The organism is Streptomyces sp. NBC_01803 (assembly GCF_035917415.1).
GTDB lineage: Bacteria > Actinomycetota > Actinomycetes > Streptomycetales > Streptomycetaceae > Streptomyces.
The window spans coordinates 3,612,198-3,631,928 of sequence record NZ_CP109073.1; the positions used below are offsets into that span (position 1 = coordinate 3,612,198).

16 protein-coding genes and 1 pseudogene are annotated in these 19,731 nt (G+C 74.2%); 11 read left to right on the forward strand and 6 right to left on the reverse strand.

Features of this window, described 5'->3' with window-relative positions:
• Positions 1-6 precede the first annotated feature (6 nt).
• Entirely contained in the window at positions 7-822 is an 816-nt protein-coding gene (locus OIE51_RS16375; protein ID WP_326598440.1) for a hypothetical protein, read from the forward strand.
• Positions 823-875: 53 nt separating this feature from the next.
• Here the strand turns inward: OIE51_RS16375 and disA are convergent, their stop codons facing one another.
• A complete protein-coding gene (gene disA / locus OIE51_RS16380; RefSeq protein ID WP_326598441.1) occupies positions 876-2,006 on the reverse strand; it encodes a DNA integrity scanning diadenylate cyclase DisA in 1,131 nt (376 codons plus the stop codon).
• Positions 2,007-2,048: 42 nt separating this feature from the next.
• Positions 2,049-3,446 carry a DNA repair protein RadA gene (radA, locus tag OIE51_RS16385; RefSeq protein ID WP_326598442.1) on the reverse strand — a complete coding sequence of 466 codons (1,398 nt, stop codon included), beginning with the start codon at positions 3,444-3,446 and terminating at the stop codon, positions 2,049-2,051.
• A gap of 128 nt (positions 3,447-3,574) precedes the next feature.
• On the opposite strand from radA, the gene OIE51_RS16390 reads away from it, so the two are divergent.
• Positions 3,575-5,218, forward strand: a complete 1,644-nt coding sequence (locus OIE51_RS16390) for a BACON domain-containing protein (protein WP_326598443.1) — start codon at positions 3,575-3,577, stop codon at positions 5,216-5,218.
• 17 nt (positions 5,219-5,235) lie between these two features.
• Here the strand turns inward: OIE51_RS16390 and OIE51_RS16395 are convergent, their stop codons facing one another.
• Positions 5,236-5,907, reverse strand: coding sequence for a TetR/AcrR family transcriptional regulator (locus OIE51_RS16395; RefSeq protein ID WP_326598444.1), 672 nt, complete (start codon positions 5,905-5,907; stop codon positions 5,236-5,238).
• Positions 5,908-6,155: 248 nt separating this feature from the next.
• Positions 6,156-6,968 (reverse strand): annotated as a pseudogene (locus tag OIE51_RS16400) (sugar phosphate isomerase/epimerase family protein); the annotation flags it as partial.
• A 60-nt stretch (positions 6,969-7,028) separates the two neighbouring features.
• Between OIE51_RS16400 and OIE51_RS16405 the strand changes: the two are divergent.
• Together OIE51_RS16405 and OIE51_RS16410 are read left to right on the forward strand one after the other, a co-directional pair.
• Positions 7,029-7,829 carry an ABC transporter ATP-binding protein gene (locus tag OIE51_RS16405; protein WP_326598445.1) on the forward strand — a complete coding sequence of 267 codons (801 nt, stop codon included), beginning with the start codon at positions 7,029-7,031 and terminating at the stop codon, positions 7,827-7,829.
• Positions 7,826-8,563: an ABC transporter permease gene (locus tag OIE51_RS16410; RefSeq protein ID WP_326598446.1), complete on the forward strand. Its 738-nt coding sequence runs from the start codon at positions 7,826-7,828 to the stop codon at positions 8,561-8,563. The genes OIE51_RS16405 and OIE51_RS16410 overlap by 4 nt, the downstream gene beginning before the upstream one ends.
• A gap of 593 nt (positions 8,564-9,156) precedes the next feature.
• Here OIE51_RS16410 and OIE51_RS16415 read toward each other — a convergent pair.
• A complete protein-coding gene (locus tag OIE51_RS16415) occupies positions 9,157-10,089 on the reverse strand; it encodes a Ppx/GppA phosphatase family protein (protein WP_326598447.1) in 933 nt (310 codons plus the stop codon).
• Positions 10,090-10,125: 36 nt separating this feature from the next.
• Between OIE51_RS16415 and OIE51_RS16420 the strand changes: the two genes are divergently transcribed.
• The 5 genes from OIE51_RS16420 to ilvD all read left to right on the forward strand — a co-directional run bounded on the left by OIE51_RS16420 (position 10,126) and on the right by ilvD (position 16,433).
• On the forward strand, positions 10,126-11,052 hold the full coding sequence (locus tag OIE51_RS16420) for a hypothetical protein (RefSeq protein ID WP_326598448.1): 927 nt from the start codon (positions 10,126-10,128) through the stop codon (positions 11,050-11,052).
• Between the two features lie 94 nt (positions 11,053-11,146).
• Positions 11,147-12,286, forward strand: coding sequence for an iron uptake system protein EfeO (efeO, locus tag OIE51_RS16425; protein ID WP_326598449.1), 1,140 nt, complete (start codon positions 11,147-11,149; stop codon positions 12,284-12,286).
• Positions 12,287-12,325: 39 nt separating this feature from the next.
• Positions 12,326-13,615: an iron uptake transporter deferrochelatase/peroxidase subunit gene (gene efeB, locus OIE51_RS16430; protein ID WP_326598450.1), complete on the forward strand. Its 1,290-nt coding sequence runs from the start codon at positions 12,326-12,328 to the stop codon at positions 13,613-13,615.
• Complete coding sequence (gene efeU / locus OIE51_RS16435) at positions 13,615-14,487, forward strand: iron uptake transporter permease EfeU (protein ID WP_326598451.1); 873 nt, start codon at positions 13,615-13,617, stop codon at positions 14,485-14,487. Before efeB ends, efeU begins: the two co-directional genes overlap by 1 nt.
• A 101-nt stretch (positions 14,488-14,588) precedes the next feature.
• On the forward strand, positions 14,589-16,433 hold the full coding sequence (gene ilvD, locus OIE51_RS16440; RefSeq protein ID WP_326598452.1) for a dihydroxy-acid dehydratase: 1,845 nt from the start codon (positions 14,589-14,591) through the stop codon (positions 16,431-16,433).
• Between the two features lie 13 nt (positions 16,434-16,446).
• Here ilvD and OIE51_RS16445 read toward each other — a convergent pair whose 3' ends face one another.
• A complete protein-coding gene (locus OIE51_RS16445) occupies positions 16,447-18,588 on the reverse strand; it encodes a protein kinase domain-containing protein (RefSeq protein ID WP_326598453.1) in 2,142 nt (713 codons plus the stop codon).
• Between the two features lie 143 nt (positions 18,589-18,731).
• Between OIE51_RS16445 and OIE51_RS16450 the strand changes: the two genes are divergently transcribed.
• Together OIE51_RS16450 and OIE51_RS16455 are read left to right on the forward strand one after the other, a co-directional pair.
• A complete protein-coding gene (locus OIE51_RS16450; protein WP_326598454.1) occupies positions 18,732-19,283 on the forward strand; it encodes a hypothetical protein in 552 nt (183 codons plus the stop codon).
• 276 nt (positions 19,284-19,559) lie between these two features.
• Complete coding sequence (locus OIE51_RS16455; protein ID WP_326598455.1) at positions 19,560-19,718, forward strand: hypothetical protein; 159 nt, start codon at positions 19,560-19,562, stop codon at positions 19,716-19,718.
• The last annotated feature ends 13 nt before the right edge of the window (positions 19,719-19,731 follow it).

Genomic DNA, 19,731 nt, shown 5'->3' on the forward strand with positions numbered 1-19,731 from the left:
TTCCGCGTGGGATCTCTGCGCACTCCGGTCGGCCCGCTGCCCTCCTCCATCTACTGGCGGCGGAGGGCCGTCGTGCTGCTGTTGATCGCGCTGGTCGTGCTGCTCGTCTTCTGGGCGCTGCGCTCCGGGGGCGGCGGAGACGACGAACCGGCCGGGCACGACGACGGCGCGGGCGGTCCCGCCGAGTCCATCACTCCGGGTCCCACCCCCTCGGAGTCCCTGATCGACGAACGGCCGGGCGGCCGTGACGAGTCCCCGGACGAGGGGGGCGAGGACGGCGGCAGCGGGAGCGGCGAGGCCGGCGACGGCGGGCAGACGGACGGCGGCGCGCGGGCCGGAGACGGCGAGGACGACGAGGCGGCGCCCGACGACGGCGGGAACGGCGACGGCGGAAGCGGCGACGGCGGCCTCGACCCGGCCGGGGTGCCGGTGTGCGAGCAGTCCGACGTGACGCTCTCGCTGCGGTCTGACGCCAACGCCTACGCCCCCGGCGAGGAGCCCGAGCTGCGGCTCACCGTGCAGAACTCCTCGGGCAGCGCCTGCCGGGTGGACTTCGGCCACGACGCCCTGACCCTCACGCTCGCGGACGCCGCCGACGAGCGCGTCTGGTCCTCGGCCGACTGCCCCCAGGGCGCCGACTCCGCCCCCGAGGTCATCCCGGGCGGTCGCTCGGCCACCCACCCCGTGACCTGGGACCGGCGGCACAGTGCCGATGACTGCGACGCCCGGGGGCAGGCGGCGGAGTCCGGCACCTACCTGGCGGAGGCCGAGCTGTCCGGCTATCCGGTGGTGGCCACGTCCTTCCGCCTCGACGAGGACTGAGCGGACTGAGCGGACTGAGCGGACGGGCCGAGCGGACGGGCTCGCCGGGCCGGCTACACGTACCGTTCGAGGATCGAGGACTCGGCCAGCCGCGACAGGCCCTCGCGCACCGAGCGGGCCCGCGTCTCGCCCACGCCGTCCACCGCCTGGAGGTCGTCCACGCTGGCGGCCAGCAGCTTCTGCAGCCCGCCGAAGTGGTCCACCAGGCGGTCGATGACCAGGCCGGGCAGACGCGGCACCTTCGCCAGCAGCCGGAAGCCGCGTGGCGAGACGGCCGTGTCGAGCGATTCGGGGGAGGCGCTGTACCCCAGGGATCTCGCCACCAGCGACAGCTCGATCAGCTCCCCGTGGCCGAGGCCGTCCAGCTCGGCCAGCGCCGTGCTGACCTTGCGCGACCGCTTGCCGCCGCCGCCCGTGTCCGGCAGATAGTCCCGGACGACGAGCTGCCGCTCCGGCTCCACACCCGCGATCAGCTCGTCCAGCTGGAGCGACAGCAGCCGCCCGTCCGTGCCCAGCTCCACCACATACTCGGCGATCTCGGCGGCGATCCGCCGCACCATCTCCAGGCGCTGGGCCACGGCCGCCACGTCCCGCACGGTGACCAGGTCCTCGATCTCCAGCGCGGACAGCGTGCCGGTCACCTCGTCCAGCCGCAGCTTGTACCGCTCCAGGGTCGCCAGCGCCTGATTGGCCCGGGACAGGATGGCGCCCGAGTCCTCCAGCACCCGACGCTGGCCGTCCACATAGAGCGCGACCAGCCGCATCGACTGACTGACCGAGACCACCGGGAAGCCGGTCTGGATCGAGACCCGCTGCGCCGTGCGGTGCCGGGTGCCGGTTTCCTCGGTCGGGATGCTCGGGTCCGGCACGAGCTGCACACCGGCCCGCACGATCCGGGAGATGTCCCGGTCCACGATGACCGCTCCGTCCAGCTTGCACAGCTCACGCAGCCGCGTGGCCGTGAACTCCACGTCCAGCACGAAACCGCCCGTGCACAGCGACTCCACCGTGCGGTCGACACCCAGCACGATCAGCCCGCCCGTGTTCCCCCGCAGGATCCGCTCCAGGCCGTCGCGCAACTGCGTGCCCGGGGCGACCGCGCTCAGCGTGGCCCGCAGCAGGCCATCGCCTCCGAGACCGCTCCCCGCCCTGCCCGGACTCGCCGGCCGATCGCTGGCTGCCATGCAATCCTCCGGGGGACGATTCCGCGCTGTGCGCACACGAGTCTACCGGCGCACCTCCTCACGCCTGCTTGACTCGGGGGAGCGGGCGGGCAACACCCTGAGCGCCTCCCCGATGTCCGCGACTTCCAGCACCCGCATCCCCGGCGGGGCCCCACCCGCGTCGGCCGGCACCAGCGCCTGCGTGAAGCCCAGCCGCGCCGCCTCCGCCAGCCGCCGCTGCACGCCGGTCACCCGGCGGACCTCGCCCGCGAGCCCGACCTCGCCGATCGCCACCAGGTTCTTCGGGAGGGGGGTGTCGCTCGCCGCGCTGGCCAGCGCCAGCGCCACGGCCAGGTCCGCGGCCGGCTCCGACAGCCGCACGCCGCCCACGGTCGCGGTATAGATGTCGTTCTTCCCCAGGGCCGATATCTGGCCGCGCTGCTCCAGCACGGCCAGCATCATCGACACCCGGGACGTCTCCAGACCCGACGTCGTGCGCCGGGGCGACGGGATCTGGCTGGCCACCGTCAGCGACTGCACCTCGGCCACCAGCGGCCGGCGCCCTTCGAGCGTCACCGTCAGGCACGTCCCCGGCACGGGCTCGTCGCGGCGGGTGAGGAACAGGCCCGAGGGATCGGCCAGCGACGTGATGCCCTCGTCGTGCAACTCGAAGCAGCCCACCTCGTCGGTCGCTCCATACCGGTTCTTCACGCCGCGCACCAGCCGCAGCCTCGCGTGCCGGTCGCCCTCGAACTGCAGCACCACGTCGACCAGATGCTCCAGCAGGCGCGGCCCCGCGATCGCGCCGTCCTTGGTGACGTGCCCGACGAGCAGCGTGGACATCCCGCGCTCCTTGGACGCCCGGATCAGCGCCCCGGCCACCTCCCGCACCTGCGCCACCCCGCCCGGCGCGCCGTCCACCTCGGCCGAGGCGACCGTCTGCACCGAGTCCAGGACCAGCAGCGACGGCTTCACCACGTCCAGCTGCCCGAGCACCGAGCCGAGGTCCGTCTCCGCCGCGAGAAACAGATGGTCGTGGATGGCGCCGATCCGGTCGGCCCGCATCCGCACCTGCCCGGCCGACTCCTCAGCCGTCACATACAGCGTCCGGTGCGTCGCCGACGCGGCCTTGGCCGCCACGTCCAGCAGCAGCGTCGACTTCCCCACCCCCGGCTCCCCGGCCAGCAGCACCACCGCGCCCGGCACCAGTCCGCCGCCCAGCACCCGGTCCAGCTCCGGCACGCCCGTGCCGCGCGCCGCCACCGCGAGGCCGTCCACCTCCCCGATGGGCACGGCGGGCTGCGCCACCCGGCCGGCCGGCACCGTGCGCACGGCGGGCGTGGCGCCGACCTCCTCGACCGTGCCCCAGGCGTGGCACTCGGGGCAGCGGCCCAGCCACTTCGCGGTCGACCAGCCGCACTCGCTGCACCGATACGACGGGCGGTCAGTTTTACGTGCCATGTCCGGAACGCTACCGCCCGCCACTGACAGCCGACGCCCCGTGCGACTCCCCCCGCATCACCCGATAGGGGGAACCTGGCGGCGGTGGCGCGGGCGGGCGCCCGGCGGGCGCTTAACGTCACCGGGTGATGACCGGTCGCCGCGAACGCCCCACGCACGCCGCCCGCGCCTCGCGCGGCTCGGACACCACGCTCCCGTCCCGGGACCGTGCCACCGCGGCTTACGACGACGCCCATCTGGACGGCCTGTTCACCTACTGCCTGTCCGTCATGTGCGAGCACGACGCGGCCACCGCCGCGCTCGGCGAGGCCCTGGCCCAGGCCGAGCGGCGGCAGGAGCGCGGCCGGTGCCCCGCCGACCCCGCGCTGCTGCGCCCCTGGCTGTACGCGCTGGCCCGCTGGGCGTGCCTGCGCCGCCTCGGCACGGGTGACGGGCGCGCGGCGGGCCGGGCCGTGCCGCGCGCCGCCGGCGAGGACGCCCAGCACCGCCGCCGCGAGCTGGCCACGCTCGGCTGGCCGGAGGCCGCGGGCACCACCCCTGAGCAGCGGGAGGCGCTGGAGCTGGCCGTGCGGCACCAGCTCGCCCCGCACGAGGTGGCCCGCGTGCTGCGGCTGCCGGAGCAGGCCGTGCGGACCTTGCTGACCGGCGGCGCCCGCGAGGTGGAGCGCACCCGGGCGGCGCTGGCCGCCGTGTCGGCCGGGAGCTGCCCGGCCGCCGCCGCGCTCTCCGGCGACGACCCGGCCCTGCTGCTCGGCCCGGGCCTGCGTCGCGAGCTGCTGCGGCACGTCGCCGAGTGCCCGTCGTGCCGGCTGCTCGCCCAGCGGGCGATCGCCGGCGCGGGCGCGGCGGGGGCCGCCGGGGCGTCCCGGCTGGTCGTGCTGCCCGCCCCGCGCGCGGCCGTGCACGCGGCCCGGCTCGCCGTCCGGCGCGCCCGCGCGCAGCACGCGCCGCGCTACGACCGGGCCGGCTTCCCGTTCGTGGACCGGGACCGGGCCGCGCGCGGGGAGCGGCTGCGCGGCCGGGCCGTCACCACCACCGTGGTGGCCGCCGCGCTGGCCGCGCCGGTGCTCGCGCTCTGGGCGGTCGGCCGCGCGGTGCCGGTCATCGGCGAGACGGCCGGCCGGGACGACCCCGCCGCGGCGGCGGCCGAGGACGGCGAGTACCGCGCGGACGTCGTTCAGGAGTATCCGTACGAGAACGCGGGCCGCTCCGAGCCCGGCCGTGCGGGGGCGGACGCGGAGCGGGACCGCCGGGACGGGGACGCGGACGGAGAACGGGACGGGGACGGGCGGCGCGACGACGAGGCCGGTGACCCCTCCGGCGCCGACGGTACGGAGCCGGGGCAGCGCGGCGGGGACGAGGAAGGCGCGGACGCCGGGGGCGACGGGCCGGTCGTGCCGGGCCGGCTCGCGGTGGACGCGGTGCCGACGGAGACGGGCACGAGGATCACGCTGACCGCCTCGGGTGACGAGCCCGTGCGCTGGACGGCGGCCACGGACGCGGACTGGCTGGCGCTGAACCAGACCTCGGGCACCCTGCGGCCGGGCGAGACGGCCGTGATCATGGTCACCGTGGACCACGCGCGCGAGCCCTCCGGACCGTGGCAGGGCCGGATCACGGTCGAGCCGGCCGCCGCCGTCATCACCGTCGAGGGCGCGGGTCCGGCCGCTCGCGAGCCCTCCGAGCCGCCTCCGGCCGAGCCCGGGCCCTCCGAGCCGCCGCCCACCGGACCACACGACCCGGCCCCGGAGCCCGGCGCGGACACTCCCTAGCTGGTCAGGCGCGGGAGCTAGGCCGGCGGCGGCAGCGCCTCGGTGGTCAGGTGGTGCTGGACGACGGGGGCGACGCGGCGGATCAGCTCCTCCGCGTCGGCGCCGGCGATCGGCTCGGCCTGGAAGACATAGCGCAGGAACGCGACGCCGATGAGCTGCGCGGCGGCCAGCTCGGTGCGCAGCTCGGCGTCGGGGGCGTCGAGGGTGTCGGTGACGCGGCCCAGCAGCTGGCGGGCGACGAAGGTGCGGAAGATGGCGGCGGCCGTCTCGTTGCTGACCGCCGAGCGGACGACGGCCAGCAGCGGGCGACGGGTCGCCGGGTTCTCCCAGACCCCGAAGAACACCCGGGTGAGACGCTCGCCCAGCTCCTCGACCGGGTAGCGGGTGGCGGCGGGCAGGTTCTCCGTGGCGGGCGCGGCGGCGTCGGCCACGGCGGCGGCGAAGACGTGCTCCTTGGTGCCGAAGTAGTGGTGGACGAGCGCCGGGTTCACCCCGGCGCCGCGCGCGATCGCGCGGATCGACGCCTTGTCGTAGCCCCGTTCGGCGAACTCGGTGCGCGCCGAGTCCAGGATCAGGTCCCTGGCGCCGGGCGCGCCCTCGGCGGTCTCCGCGCGCGAGGGACGGCCGCGCCTGCGGGCGGGCCGGTCGGGAGCGGCCGAGGCGGAGGTCACGGTGTGTCCCCGTCCCACGATGGGATGTCCTTGCCCGGGGTCGGTGTGTCTCCGCTCCACGATGGGATGTCCTTGCCCGGGGTCGGTGTGTCTCCGCTCCACGATGGGATGTCCTTGCCCGGGGTCGGTGTGTCCCCGTCCCACGATGGGATGTCCTTGCCCCGGGTCGGTGTGTCTCCGCTCCACGATGGGATGTCCTTGCCCGGGGTCGGTGTGTCCCCGTCCCACGATGGGATGTCCTTGCCCGGGGTCGGTGTGTCCCCGTTCCACGACGGCGCGGCCGTGGCCAGGTGCAGCCGGGTGAACGCCAGCGCCTCCGCGAGGTCGGCGCGGCGGGCGGCGGCGGACAAGGCGCGGCGGGTGTTGACCTCGACCACGACGTGCCCGTCGTAGCCGGTGGCGGCGAGCTGTTCCAGCAGGGCGGCGCAGGGCTGGCTGCCGCGCCCCGGGACGAGGTGCTCGTCCTTGCCCGACCCGCTGCCGTCGGCGATGTGCACGTGCCCGAGCCGGTCGCCCATCCGGGAGACCATCGCCAGGGCGTCGTTGCGCGCGGTGGCGGTGTGCGAGAGGTCGATCGTGAAGTGCGGGAAGTCCTCCTCGGTGGGGTCCCAGCCGGGCGCGTAGGCGAGCATCTCGCGGTCCCGGTAGCGCCAGGGATACATGTTCTCCACGGCGAACCTGATGTCCGTCTCGTTCCGGAGGCGCTGGACGCCCCGGACGAAGTCGCGCGCGTAGCCGCGCTGCCAGCGGAACGGCGGGTGGACGACGATGGTGGTCGCGCCCAGCCGCCGGGCGGCGTCGCGGGTGCGGAGCAGCTTGCGCCAGGGGTTGGTGCCCCACACACGCTGGGTGATCAGCAGGCAGGGCGAGTGGATCGCGAGGATCGGGACGCCGTGGTCGTCGGAGAGGCGTCGCAGGGCGTCGAGATCCTGGCTCAACGGGTCCGTCCACACCATGACCTCGACGCCGTCGTAGCCGAGCGAAGCGGCTATCTCGAAGGCCGCCGCCGTGTTCTCCGGATACACGGACGCGGTCGACAGGGCGACCTTGGCGTCCGGAACGTGTACCTGATGTGCCACGGCGCCAAGCCTACGTGCACCCGCTTGACCGGAGCCGGTGCGCGGGGAGATATTAAACACATGATTAATAAAACGCGGAGGGGCGCCGGGGAACGGCGGGCCGAGGCGCCGCCCGCCGTGGCGGCGCGCGGGCTGCGGGTCGCGCGGGGTGGCGCCGAGGTGCTCAAGGGGCTGGACTTCACGGTGGAACGCGGCAGCGTCACCGGGCTGCTCGGGCCGTCCGGGTGCGGGAAGAGCACCCTGATGCGGGCGGTCGTCGGCGCCCAGGCGAAGGTGACCGGCTCGCTGGAAGCGCTCGGCCGGCCGGCGGGCGGCCCGGAGCTGCGGCACCGACTCGGCTATGTCACGCAAGCGCCGTCGGTCTACTTGGACCTGACCATCCGGCAGAACCTCGACTACTACGCGGCCGTCCTCGGCGTCCCGCGCACGGGGCGGCGGGCCGCCGTCGACGCGGCGCTCGCCGACGTGGACCTGACCGCCCGCGCCGACGCCCTGGCCGCCAACCTCTCGGGCGGCCAGCGCTCCCGCGTCTCGCTCGCCGTCGCCCTGCTCGGTACCCCCGAGCTGCTGGTGCTGGACGAGCCGACCGTCGGCCTGGACCCGGTGCTGCGGCGCGGCCTGTGGGAGCTGTTCCACCGGCTCGCCGCCGAGCGCGGTACGACGCTGCTGATCTCGTCGCACGTGATGGACGAGGCCGACCGCTGCGACCGGCTGCTGCTCATGCGCGCCGGCCGGATTCTCGCCGAGGGGACCCCGCACGAGCTGCGCCGGCGGACGGGCGGGGCCTCGGTGGAGGAGGCGTTCCTGCGGCTGGTGGACGCGGACGCGAGGCTGGACGAGACGGAGATGATCACCCGATGAACGCGACCCGGACCCTCGCCACCGCCCGGCGCGTGCTGCGGCAGCTCCGCCACGACCCGCGCACGATCGCGCTGTTGCTGCTGGTGCCCGTATTGCTGCTGGTGCTGCTGTATTACGTCTACGACGCCGACCGCGACTCGTTCGACTTCATCGGCTCCTCGCTGCTAGGGATCTTCCCGATGGTGACCATGTTCCTGGTCACGTCGATCGCCACGCTGCGGGAGCGCACCTCGGGCACGCTGGAGCGGCTGATGACCATGCCGCTGGGGCGCGGCGACCTGATCGCCGGGTACGCGCTGGCCTTCGGGGTCTTCGCGGTCGCCCAGGCCGGCCTGGCCACGGGCGTGGCGCTGTGGTTCCTGGACCTGGACATCGCGGGCTCGCCCTGGCTGCTGCTGCTCGTCGCGCTGCTCAACGCGCTGCTGGGCACGGCGCTCGGCCTGTTCGTCTCGGCGTTCGCCGCCTCGGAGTTCCAGGCGGTGCAGTTCATGCCCGCGATGATCTTCCCGCAACTGCTGCTGTGCGGCCTCTTCGCGCCGCGCGACACGATGCAGCCGGTGCTGGAGTACGCCTCCGACGTGCTGCCCATGTCGTACTCGGTGGACGGCATGACGGAGGTTCTGCACAGCACGGACGTCACCGGCGACTTCGTCCGGGACGTGATCGTGGTCACGGCGGTGGCGCTGGGAGTCCTGGCCCTGGGCGCGGTGACGCTGCGCCGCCGCACGGCCTAGCCCGGCCTAGCCCCGCGACGGCCCGGCCGGGCGGGGCCTCTTGGCGCCCGCCGCTGCCCGGCCGTCGTCCCGGTGGTGACCGTCGCCTTCCGGTCCGGGCGGGTCCGTCGCGTGACCGTCGGCCCTCGGGCCGGTCGCGGGTCGACGTCCCCGCCTTCCGGCGGGGGCTTCACCGTTCGGGCCGGGCGACGTTCTCCTGGTGTCCGGCGTGGGTCGGCCGGCGGTGGGGGCTTGGGTGGCTCCGCCTCCCATGGCTCGTGCCCGCCAGTCGGTTCGTAGCCGTAGCCGTAGCCGTAGCCGAGGCCGAGGCCGAGGCCGACGCCCCGCGGGCCGGGGGTCCCGGGAGGTCCCGTGCGTGATCGCCGCATCCCGAGGCAGGTCGCGGGCCGCGGTGCCCGAACCCCTTCGGCGGCGTCCCGGGTCGTTCGGTCCGGGCGCGTTCGCCTCGTGGTCGCCGTCACCCGCGCGTCGTCGGCGCCGTGGTGGCTCCGGCCCTGACGGCCGTGCTCGTGGGTCGGCTCGGGCCGGGACCACCGCCGTTCCGCGGCGCGTGCCCGGCCGGGGCCTCGTGGCCTGCCGGGCACGTCCGCCGGTCAGGCGGGGCGCATGTGGTCCAGGTTGCGGAGGATCACGCCCTCGCGCAGGGCCCAGGGGCAGATCTCCAGGGTTTCCACGCCGAACAGGTCCATCGTCGCCTCAGCCACCAGCGCGCCCGCCAGGAGTTGGTGGGCCCGGCCCTCGGAGACGCCGGGGAGCTCGCGGCGTTCCCGTACGGACAGCTCCGCCAGCTTCGGGCCCCAGACGCGCAGGTCCTGGCGGCTCAACTCCCGCCGGAGGTACAGGCCGTCGCCCGTGCGGGCCGCGCCGGCGATTCTCGCGAGCTGTTTGAACGTCTTCGATGTGCCCACCACCCGGTCCGGCGTCCCGAAGCGGGCGAAGTCGCCGACCACGCCCGCGATCCCGGAGCGCACGTCGCGCCGCAGCGACCGTACGTCCGCCGAAGACGGCGGGTCGCCGGGGAGCCGGGACGCCGTCAGGCGGCCCGCGCCGAGGGGGAGCGAGGCCGCCACGTCCGGGGCCTCGTCCACGCCGAGCGCGATCTCCAGCGAGCCGCCGCCGATGTCGAACATCAGCAGCCGCCCCGCCGACCAGCCCAGCCACCGCCGCGCCGCCAGGAACGTCAACCGGGCCTCCTCGGCCCCCGAGAGCACCTGGAGCTCCGCCCCGGTCTCCTCGGCCACCCGCGCCAGGACGGCGTCCGCGTTGGTCGCCTCCCGCACCGCGGACGTCGCGAACGGCAGCAGCTCCGCGACGCCTTGGTCCTCCGCTACCTCCAGCCCCTCCCGGACCGTGGCCACCAGCCGGTCCACACCCTCCGCGCCGATCGCGCCGTCCTCGTCCAGCAACTCGGCGAGCCGCAGCTCCGCCTTGTGCGAGTACGCGGGCAGCGGGCGTGCACCGGGGTGCGCGTCGACGACCAGCAGGTGGACGGTATTGGAACCCACGTCGAGAACACCGAGCCTCATGAACGTCAACGCTACCCCGCCCTCTACCCTGGCGGTGTGGCGAAGACGAAGAGGGCGAAGCCGGGCAGAACAGCCAAGCCGGCCAAGGCGGTCACGGTCGTCGAACAGCTCGACGGCGCGCGGCGCAGGGCGGCCGGGGACGAGGTGGCGCTCGATCACGCGCGGGCGTGGATCGAGTTCCCCGACCCCGCCGACGCCGAGCAGGTGTTCCGCTGCGACCTCACCTGGCTGACTTCCCGCTGGCAGTGCGTCTTCGGGCGCGGCTGCCAGGGCATCGAAGCCGGCCGCGCCGACGACGGCTGCTGCACCCTCGGGGCGCACTTCTCCGACGAGGACGACGAACGCCGGGTGGCCGGGCACGCCGCCCGGCTGACGCCCGAGACCTGGCAGTTCCACGCCGCGGGCACCGGCGAGGGCGGCTGGGTCGAGCTGGACGACGAGGGCGAACGCCGCACCCGTCGCCACGAGGGCGCCTGCATTTTCCTCAACCGGCCCGGATTCCCCGGCGGCTCGGGCTGCTCGCTGCACACCCTGGCCCTGCGCGAGGGCCGCGAGCCGCTGGAGACCAAGCCCGACGTCTGCTGGCAGCTCCCGGTCCGGCGGACGTACGAGTGGGTGGAACAGCCGGACGGCGAGCAGCTCCTGTACGTGTCGATCGGCGAGTACGACCGGCGCGGTTGGGGTTCGGGCGGTCACGATCTGCACTGGTGGTGCACCGGCGCGCCCGCCGCGCACGGCGCGAGTGAGCCGCTGTATGTCACGTATCGCCCCGAGTTGACCGAGCTGATGGGCAAGGAGGGATACGACCGGCTCGCCGACCTGTGCGCCACGCGCCTGGCCGCCCAGACCGCCGTGCTCCCCGCCGGGGTCAGGCCGCTGCCGCTCCTCGCGTCGCATCCCGCCGACCCGGAGCATGGGCCGGAGCGCGGCCCGGAACCCGGGCCGGAGCGCTCAGATGTGTGACAAATCACAGCCGGACGGAAAACGTATTAGGTAAGCCTCAGCTAAATTAGGGCCGCCTTACCCACATCGTGGCGCCTTCACGTCTGGAGCACATATGAGAGCGGCCCGCATCCCCGGTGTCATAGTCACCGCGGTCGCCCTGACCGCGGTCGTCGGCTGCACCGAGCAGAGCGACGCGGACGCGGAGGGCGAGGGGACGATCTCCGTGACCGCCTCGGACGACTCCTGTGAGGTCTCGGCGACCGAATTCCCCGCCGGTGTCGTGGAGCTGGCCATCCAGAACGACGGCTCGAAGGTCACCGAGGTCTACATCTACGCCCCCGGCGACCGGATCGTGACCGAGCGCGAGAACATCGGCCCCGGCACCTCCGCCACCATCACCGCCGAGGTCTCCGCCGGTTCGTACCAGATCGCCTGCAAGCCCGGCATGGTCGGCGACGGCATCCGCCAGGACGTGACCGCCACCGGCGACAGCACCGAGGCCGAGATCGCGCCCGAACTGGCCGACGCCGTCGCCGAGTACCGCGCCTACGTGCAGGCCCAGGCCGACGAAACGCTGCCGCTGGTCCACGAGTTCCGCGACGCCGTCGAGGCCGGCGACATCGAGGCCGCCCGGGCCGCCTACGCCATCTCCCGGATCGGCTGGGAGCGCACCGAGCCGGTCGCCGAGTCCTTCGGCGACATCGACCCCCTGGTCGACCTCCGCGAGGACGGCCTGGAGGAGGGCCAGGACTGGACCGGCTGGCACCGGCTGGAGTGGGCCCTGTGGGAGCAGGAGGAGATCACCGACGAGGACCGCGCGCTCGCGGACCGGCTGGTGACCGACCTGGAGGACTGGCAGCGGCGCGTCGGCTCCGCCGAGATCACCCCGACCAGCATGGCCAACGGCGCCAAGGAGCTGCTGGACGAGGTGGCGACCGGCAAGGTCACCGGCGAGGAGGAGCGGTACAGCCACACGGACCTGGTCGACTTCCGGGCCAACGTGGAGGGCGCCGAGCAGGCGTACCTGCTGCTGAAGCCGACCGCCGCCGAGAACGACTCCGAGCTCACCGAGGAGCTGGACGCGGCGTTCGCGGACCTCTACGTGCTCCTGGAGGAGTACACCCAGAGCGACGACCCCTATGACTTCGTCTCCTACGACACGGTCGGCGACGCCGAGCGCCGGACGCTCTCCGACGCGGTCAACGCCCTCGCGGAGCCGCTGTCGAACCTCGCCGCCGCCGTGGTCGTCTAGCCGGACCGGGCGGCATCCAACAGGACGGGAGGGCGGTCCATGAGCGACACCGAGAGCACCGGAAACCGGGCCGGAACGGAAGAGAAGACCGGCTGGCGCAGCCCGTCCCGGCGGGCGCTGCTCGGCTGGGGCGGCGCCGGCATCGCGCTCGGCGCGGGCGCCGCCGGAGCCGCCGCGGCGGCCGTGGGCGGCGACGGCACGGACACGGCGGGACCGGTCGGCGAGGAGGTGCCGTTCCACGGCGCCCACCAGGCCGGGATCGCCACTCCCGTCCAGGACCGCCTGCACTTCGCCGCGTTCGACGTCGGCACCGACGATCCGGCCGAGCTGGCCGAGCTGCTGAAGGACTGGTCGCGGGCCGCCGAGCTGATGACGGCCGGCGCCACCGTCGGCGCGGGCGCGGCCGGCGGCACGCCCGAGGCCCCGCCGGACGACACCGGCGAGGCCCTCGGGCTGCCCCCGTCCCGCCTCACGCTCACCATCGGCTACGGCCCGACCCTCTTCACCAAGGACGGCACCGACCGCTTCGGCATCGCCGACCGCAGACCCGAGGCGCTCATCGACCTGCCGCGCTTCCCCGGCGACAACCTCGACCCGGCCCGCAGCGGCGGCGACCTGTGCGTCCAGGCGTGCGCCGACGATCCGCAGGTCGCCGTGCACGCCATCCGCAACCTGGCCCGGCTCGGCTTCGGCAAGGTCTCCGTCCGCTGGTCCCAGCTCGGCTTCGGCAAGACGTCGTCCACCACCCCCGAGGCCCAGACCCCGCGCAACCTCATGGGCTTCAAGGACGGCACCCGCAACATCGCCGGCACCGACACCGACGCCCTCGGCCAGGACGTCTGGGTCGCGGCGCCGGACGGCCCGGAGTGGATGACGGGCGGCTCCTACCTCGTGGCGCGCCGCATCCGGATGCACATCGAGACCTGGGACCGCACCTCGCTCGCCGAGCAGGAGTCGATCATCGGCCGGGACAAGGGCGAGGGCGCCCCGATCGGCGGGACGCGCGAGCGCGACGAGCCCGACCTCCAGGCGATGCTCCCCACCGCCCACGTCAGGCTCGCCCACCCGGACAGCAACAGCGGCGCGCGGATGCTGCGCCGCGGCTACTCGTTCACCGACGGGACGGACGGCCTCGGCCGGCTCGACGCCGGCCTGTTCTTCCTCGCCTACCAGCGCGACCCCAGGACGGGCTTCGTCCCGGTCCAGCAGTCGCTGGCCCGCGCGGACGTCCTCAACGAGTACATCCAGCACGTCGGTTCCGCTGTCTTCGCGATCCCGCCCGGCGTCCGGGACACCGATGACTGGTGGGGAAAGGGGCTGTTCTCCTGATGTTCGCCAACTACCTGATCGGGCTGCGCGAGGGACTGGAGGCCGCGCTCGTCGTCAGCATCCTCATCGCCTACCTGGTGAAGACCGGCCGACGCGAGGCGCTGCTTCCGGTGTGGACCGGCGTCGGCATCGCGGTCGCCATCAGCCTGGCGTTCGGCGCGACGCTCCAGTTCGGCTCGCGGCAGCTCACCTTCGAGGCGCAGGAGCTCCTCGGCGGCAGTCTGTCGATCATCGCCGTCGGCCTGGTCACCTGGATGGTCTTCTGGATGCGGCGCACCGCCCGCCACCTCAAGGCCGAACTGCACGGCAAGCTCGACGAGGCGCTCGCCATCGGCACCGGCGCCCTGGTCCTCACCGCCTTCCTGGCCGTCGGCCGGGAGGGCCTGGAGACGGCGCTGTTCATCTGGGCGGCGGTCGACGCCACGGGCAACGGCACCGACCCGCTGATCGGCGCGGTCCTCGGCCTCCTGACGGCGGTGGCGCTGGGCTGGCTGTTCTACACGGGCGCGGTGCGGATCAACCTCGCCACGTTCTTCACCTGGACCGGCGGCGCGCTGATCGTCGTCGCGGCGGGCGTCCTGGCGTACGGCTTCCACGACCTCCAGGAGGCCGAGTTCCTGCCGGGTCTGTCCACCAAGGCGTTCGACATCAGCGAACAGATCCCGCCGGACAGCTGGTACGGCACCCTGCTGAAGGGCACGGTGAACTTCCAGCCCGACCCGACCGTCCTCCAGGTCGTGATGTGGACGCTGTACCTCGTCCCGGTGCTCGTGCTGTACTTCCGGCCCTCGCCGGGAAAGCAGCCCCCGGCACCGGCCCCGGCGCCCGCGTCCGCGTCCGCGGCCGGCCAGGAGGCCACCGCGGCCGGCTGAGCGCCGTCTCGCATCCCGGTATCGGCGTCCCGAAAGCCGGGCGGGAGGCGTAGCCTCGGACGGGTAGCCGCACCGGCCTCCCCAGGAGAGGACACAAGATCATGGCGACGCTGAGGTCCCGCACAGTCACCCACGGCCGCAACATGGCGGGCGCCCGCGCCCTCCTCCGGGCCGCCGGCGTAGCGCGTGAGGACTTCGGCAAGCCGATCATCGCCGTGGCCAACAGCTTCACCGAGTTCGTCCCCGGCCACACCCACCTCCAGCCGGTCGGCCGGATCGTCTCGGAGGCGATCGCGGCGGCGGGCGGCATCCCCCGCGAGTTCAACACGATCGCCGTCGACGACGGCATCGCCATGGGCCACGGTGGCATGCTCTACTCGCTGCCGTCCCGCGACCTGATCGCGGACTCCGTGGAGTACATGGTCGAGGCGCACTGCGCCGACGCCCTGATCTGCATCTCCAACTGCGACAAGATCACCCCGGGCATGCTGATGGCCGCCCTGCGGCTGAACATCCCGACCGTCTTCGTCTCCGGCGGCCCGATGGAGGCCGGCAAGACCACGCTGGTCGACGGCACGGTCCGCTCCAACCTGGATCTGATCTCCGCGATGTCCGAGGCGGTCGCCGACACCACGTCGGAGGAGGACCTGCTGCGCATCGAGGAAGCCGCCTGCCCCACCTGCGGCTCCTGTTCCGGCATGTTCACCGCCAACTCGATGAACTGCCTGGTCGAGGCGCTGGGCCTGGCCCTCCCGGGCAACGGCTCGGTGCTCGCCACCCACACCGCCCGCCGCGCGTTGTACGAGGCGGCGGGCCGCACGGTGGTGGAGATCACCAAGCGGTTCTACGACCAGGACGACACCACGGTCCTGCCGCGCGCCCTCGCCGGCCGCGCCGCCTTCGAGAACGCGATGGCGCTCGACGTCGCCATGGGTGGCTCCACCAACACGGTGCTGCACCTGCTGGCCGCCGCCCAGGAGGCCGGACTCGACTACACCCTGAGCGACATCGACGCCGTCTCCCGCCGCGTGCCGTGCGTCTGCAAGGTCGCCCCCAACGGCGCTTACCACATGGAGGACGTCCACCGGGCCGGCGGTATCCCCGCCATCCTGGGTGAGCTCCACCGCGCCGGGCTGCTGAACGAGGACGTCCACACCGTCCACGCCGACTCGCTCGCCGAGTGGCTCAAGCGGTGGGACATCCGCGGCGGCTCGCCCTCGCCCGAGGCGGTCGAGATGTTCCACGCGGCCCCCGGCTGCGTCCGGTCCGCCACCGCCTTCTCGCAGTCCGAGCGGTGGGAGTCGCTGGACACCGACGCCGGGAACGGCTGCATCCGCGACGTCGCGCACGCCTACTCCCAGGACGGCGGCCTCGCGGTCCTCCACGGCAACCTCGCGGCGGACGGCTGCGTCGTCAAGACGGCCGGCGTCGACCCGTCGATCTGGACCTTCGAGGGACCGGCCGTGGTCGTGGAGTCCCAGGAGGAGGCCGTTGACGCGATCCTCACCAAGCGCGTCACGGAGGGCGACGTCGTCGTCGTCCGCTACGAGGGCCCGCGCGGCGGCCCCGGCATGCAGGAGATGCTCTACCCCACGGCGTTCCTCAAGGGCCGCGGCCTGGGCGCCAAATGCGCGCTGATCACCGACGGCCGGTTCTCCGGCGGCACCTCCGGGCTGTCCATCGGCCACGTCTCGCCCGAGGCGGCGGCCGGCGGCACCATCGCCCTGGTCCGCGACGGCGACCGGATCCGCATCGACATCCCCGGCCGGGCCATCGAGCTGCTGGTCCCCGAGGACGAGCTGGCCGCCCGCCGTGAGGCGCTCGCCGACCGGTACGCGCCGGTCGCCCGCGACCGCAAGGTGTCCCTGGCACTGCGCGCGTACGCGGCGATGGCCACCAGCGCGGACAAGGGCGCGGTCCGGGACGTCAGCAAGCTGGAGGGCTGACCGGCCGGGGGCCTCACGGCTCCCGCAGGTCGTCCAGCGGCGTGGCGTACAGCGTGTTCCCCAGGGTCACCACGTACGCCACGCCGTCCGCGATCACCGGGGCCGGCGCCCAGGCGTCGGAGCCGGGACCCGGCGTGCCCGCGTGGACCTCGCCGCTCCGCAGCACCTCGCCGTCCGCCGCGTTCACCTCGTAGAGCCGGCCCTCGCCGTCCGACAGGTACAGCCGGCCGTCCGCGACCGCCGGCTCCGAGGCCGTCCCGATGCCGGTCTCCGCCGTCCACAGCTCCTCGCCCGCCGCCGCGTCCACGGCGGTGATCACGCCCGCCGTGTCGGAGGCGTAGACGACACCGTCCGCCACCACACCGCGCGGATCGGCGGACCGCGACAGCTCGGTGCGCGTCCACGTGCCGTCCGACAGATCGAGGCGCACGACGGCCGTCACGACCGGCAGATCGGCGTCGAGCTCCTGGAAGTACGCCGCCTCCTGGTCCATGCCGATCGTCTCCAGATAGCCGGTGACCTCTGCGGGCGGGCGGCGCGGCGCGGTCCACGCCTCCCGGCCGTCCGCGTCGAGCAGCATCAACTGCGGATCGGCCCCCGTCTCTTCGGTGCGGCTCTCCACCAGCGCGTAGGAGCCGCTGCTCACCGCCTCGGTGAGATAGCGACCGGGCGTCGACCACTCACCGACCTGCGCCGGGGAGTCCACGGAGTAGAACCGCAGCGTGCTGTCGCCGTTCTGCAGCACCAGCGTGCCCCGCACGCGCAGCAGCTCGCCGGTCAGCTCCGGCGCGTCGATCTCCCACAGCTCGTCACCGGCCTCGGAGAACGTCGCGACACCCTTGTCCGAGCGGACCAGCACGGCCCCGCCCGTGGTGAAGGCGGAGGGGCCGCCGATCGCGTCGCGCGGACCGGTGTGCCGCCACAGCTCCGTGCCGTCCCGGTCCAGCACCACGGCCAGCGCGCCGCCCGCCGAGCACAGCAGGTACGTGGTCGTCGGCCGGCAGGAGAAGCCCTCGGTGGCCGCGTCCCGCACCCCGATGTCCTGGAGGGCCAGCTCCCACGGCTCGACCGGCGTGGCCCGGGGCGGCCCGGTACCCGCACTCATGTCGCCGTCGGCGTCCGCGTCCGTGTTCGAGACCCCGGCCAGCCAGCCCCCGAACCCCGCCACGGCCACCGCCAGCGCCGCGGCGCCGATCATCAGGCGTCGCCGACGGCGCGCCCGCGGCGTGGCCCGCGCCGGGGTGTCGTCCTGACGCCGCTCCGCCTGCCCGCCGCGCCACACCGGCGACGCGCGGATCACCGCCGCCTGCGCGCGGGTGTCCGCCCACTCCGCCATCCGCAGCAGCGCGGACACCTCCGGCCGCCGCTCGGGGTCCTTCGCGAGGCACAGGCTCACCAGATCGCGCAGCGAGTCCGGCAGATCGCCCAGGTCCGGTTCCTCGTGCACCACCCGGTACGCCACCGCCAGCGGGTCGCCGCCCGGCAGCCCGCCCGCCTCGAACGGGCTGTGCCCGGTCACCGCGAACGCCACCACCGCGCCCAGCGCGAAGACGTCCGCCGCCGTGGTCACCTCACTCTCCCCGGTGAGCTGCTCGGGCGCCATGAACGGCGGCGAACCCAGCACCGCGCCGCGCTCCGTCAGCCGGTGGCTGTCGCTCAGCGCCCGGGAGATCCCGAAGTCGATGACGCGCACACCGTCCTTGGCGAGCAGCACGTTCCCCGGCTTCAGATCCCGGTGCACCAGCCCGCAGCGGTGGATGTCCTGGAGCGCCTCGGCGAGCTGCGCGCCGACACGGGCCGCCTCGCGCGCGGTCATCGGGCCCTCGTGCTGGACCCGGTCGGTCAACGAGCCGCCCGGCACGTACAGCGTCGCCAGCCACGGCGGATCGCCCTCGGGGTCGGCGTCGACGACGGGCGCGGTGAACGCCCCGCTCACGCGCCGGGCCGCCGCCACCTCGCGCCGGAACCGGTCACGGAAGCCGGGGTCCTCGGCGTACTCGCGGCGGATCACCTTCACCGCCAACTGCCGCCCCGCCACGGTTCTGGCGAGGTAGACGACGCCCATGCCGCCGCTGCCCAGCCGCCGTTCCAGCACGTAGTCGCCGAGCCGCTCGGGCGGCGCACCGCCGCCCGCCGTGCCGCGGTGCTCCGTCATGGCGCCCCCCGAAGTGCCCATCTACCCGGGACAGCCTACGACGCGCGCCGAGACGGGTGCCGGGGCCGGTGCGAAGCTGGTGCGAAGCCGGTGTGAAGGCGGTGGTGTCGGGAGGCCGGAAGGCGCCGGTCATAATCGACCGCATGTCCACCTCGCAGCCGCAGAGCCCCCGGACCCCACGCACCGTCGGGCCCGTCGGGCCCGTCGGGCCCGACGGACCCGACGACGAACCCCGGCCGGACCCGATCCGGTTCTACGGCACCTCGTGGGTCGAGCACACCGACGGCTACGCGGTACGCCGCGCCGGGCTGGCCGTGGGGACCCTCCTGCTGACGGCGGCGGGCGCGCTGGTGCTGTGGCTCGGCTACCTCGGGCTGCGCGACTCCGGGACGGCCGGGTGGCTGCGCGCCCTCGTGGTGCTGGCGTTCGTGGTCTGCGCGGTCATGGCGTTCATGCGCACCTGGGCCGCGTACGCCCGGCCCGCCGACAACGCGGTGGACGAGTCGGCGTTCCGCAGCATCAAGGTGGTGGGCTTCGTCGGCGTGCTCCTGGCGTACGCGCTGCGCACGCTGGTGGAAGCGCCCGGCGAGAAGCTGCGGCGCATGGACTACGACGAGGCGCTCACGCGCCACCTGCGGCTGACCGCGAAGCGGTCACGGAACCCCGCCCGGCGGAAGAGGCGCACGACCTCTTAGGGACTCTCGGGGAACGCCCCTGAGCGGACCCCCACATGTGTCGGCTCCGATTGACACGCCCCCCGGCGCGCTGCCAGCCTGAAGCGGCACCGCCTGGGAACGGAAGGGTCGCGATGAGCGGGTACGACGCTCGCCGTCGGATCGGCGTGAGCCGCCTTCCGCCGTGCACCGGGGCAAGGCCATGAGTCTTTTCGAAGTGGCGCCCTTTCTCCACGAACCGACCCCGTACACCGTCGCGGAGGCGGCCGAGACGCTCGCGGGGGAGGAGAGGAAACCATGCGCGGCCTGAACAGACTCGTCCGCCGCCTGCGGCCCACACCGCGCGGCGACTACGCCAACGACGGCTTCCCCGTCGAACACCCCCGCCGCCGGCCGGGCCGCGGCGCCGAGCCGCGTGACACCGGGCGGCCGTCCCCGGGAGCCGATCCGGCCTGAGGGGCGCGTGGGA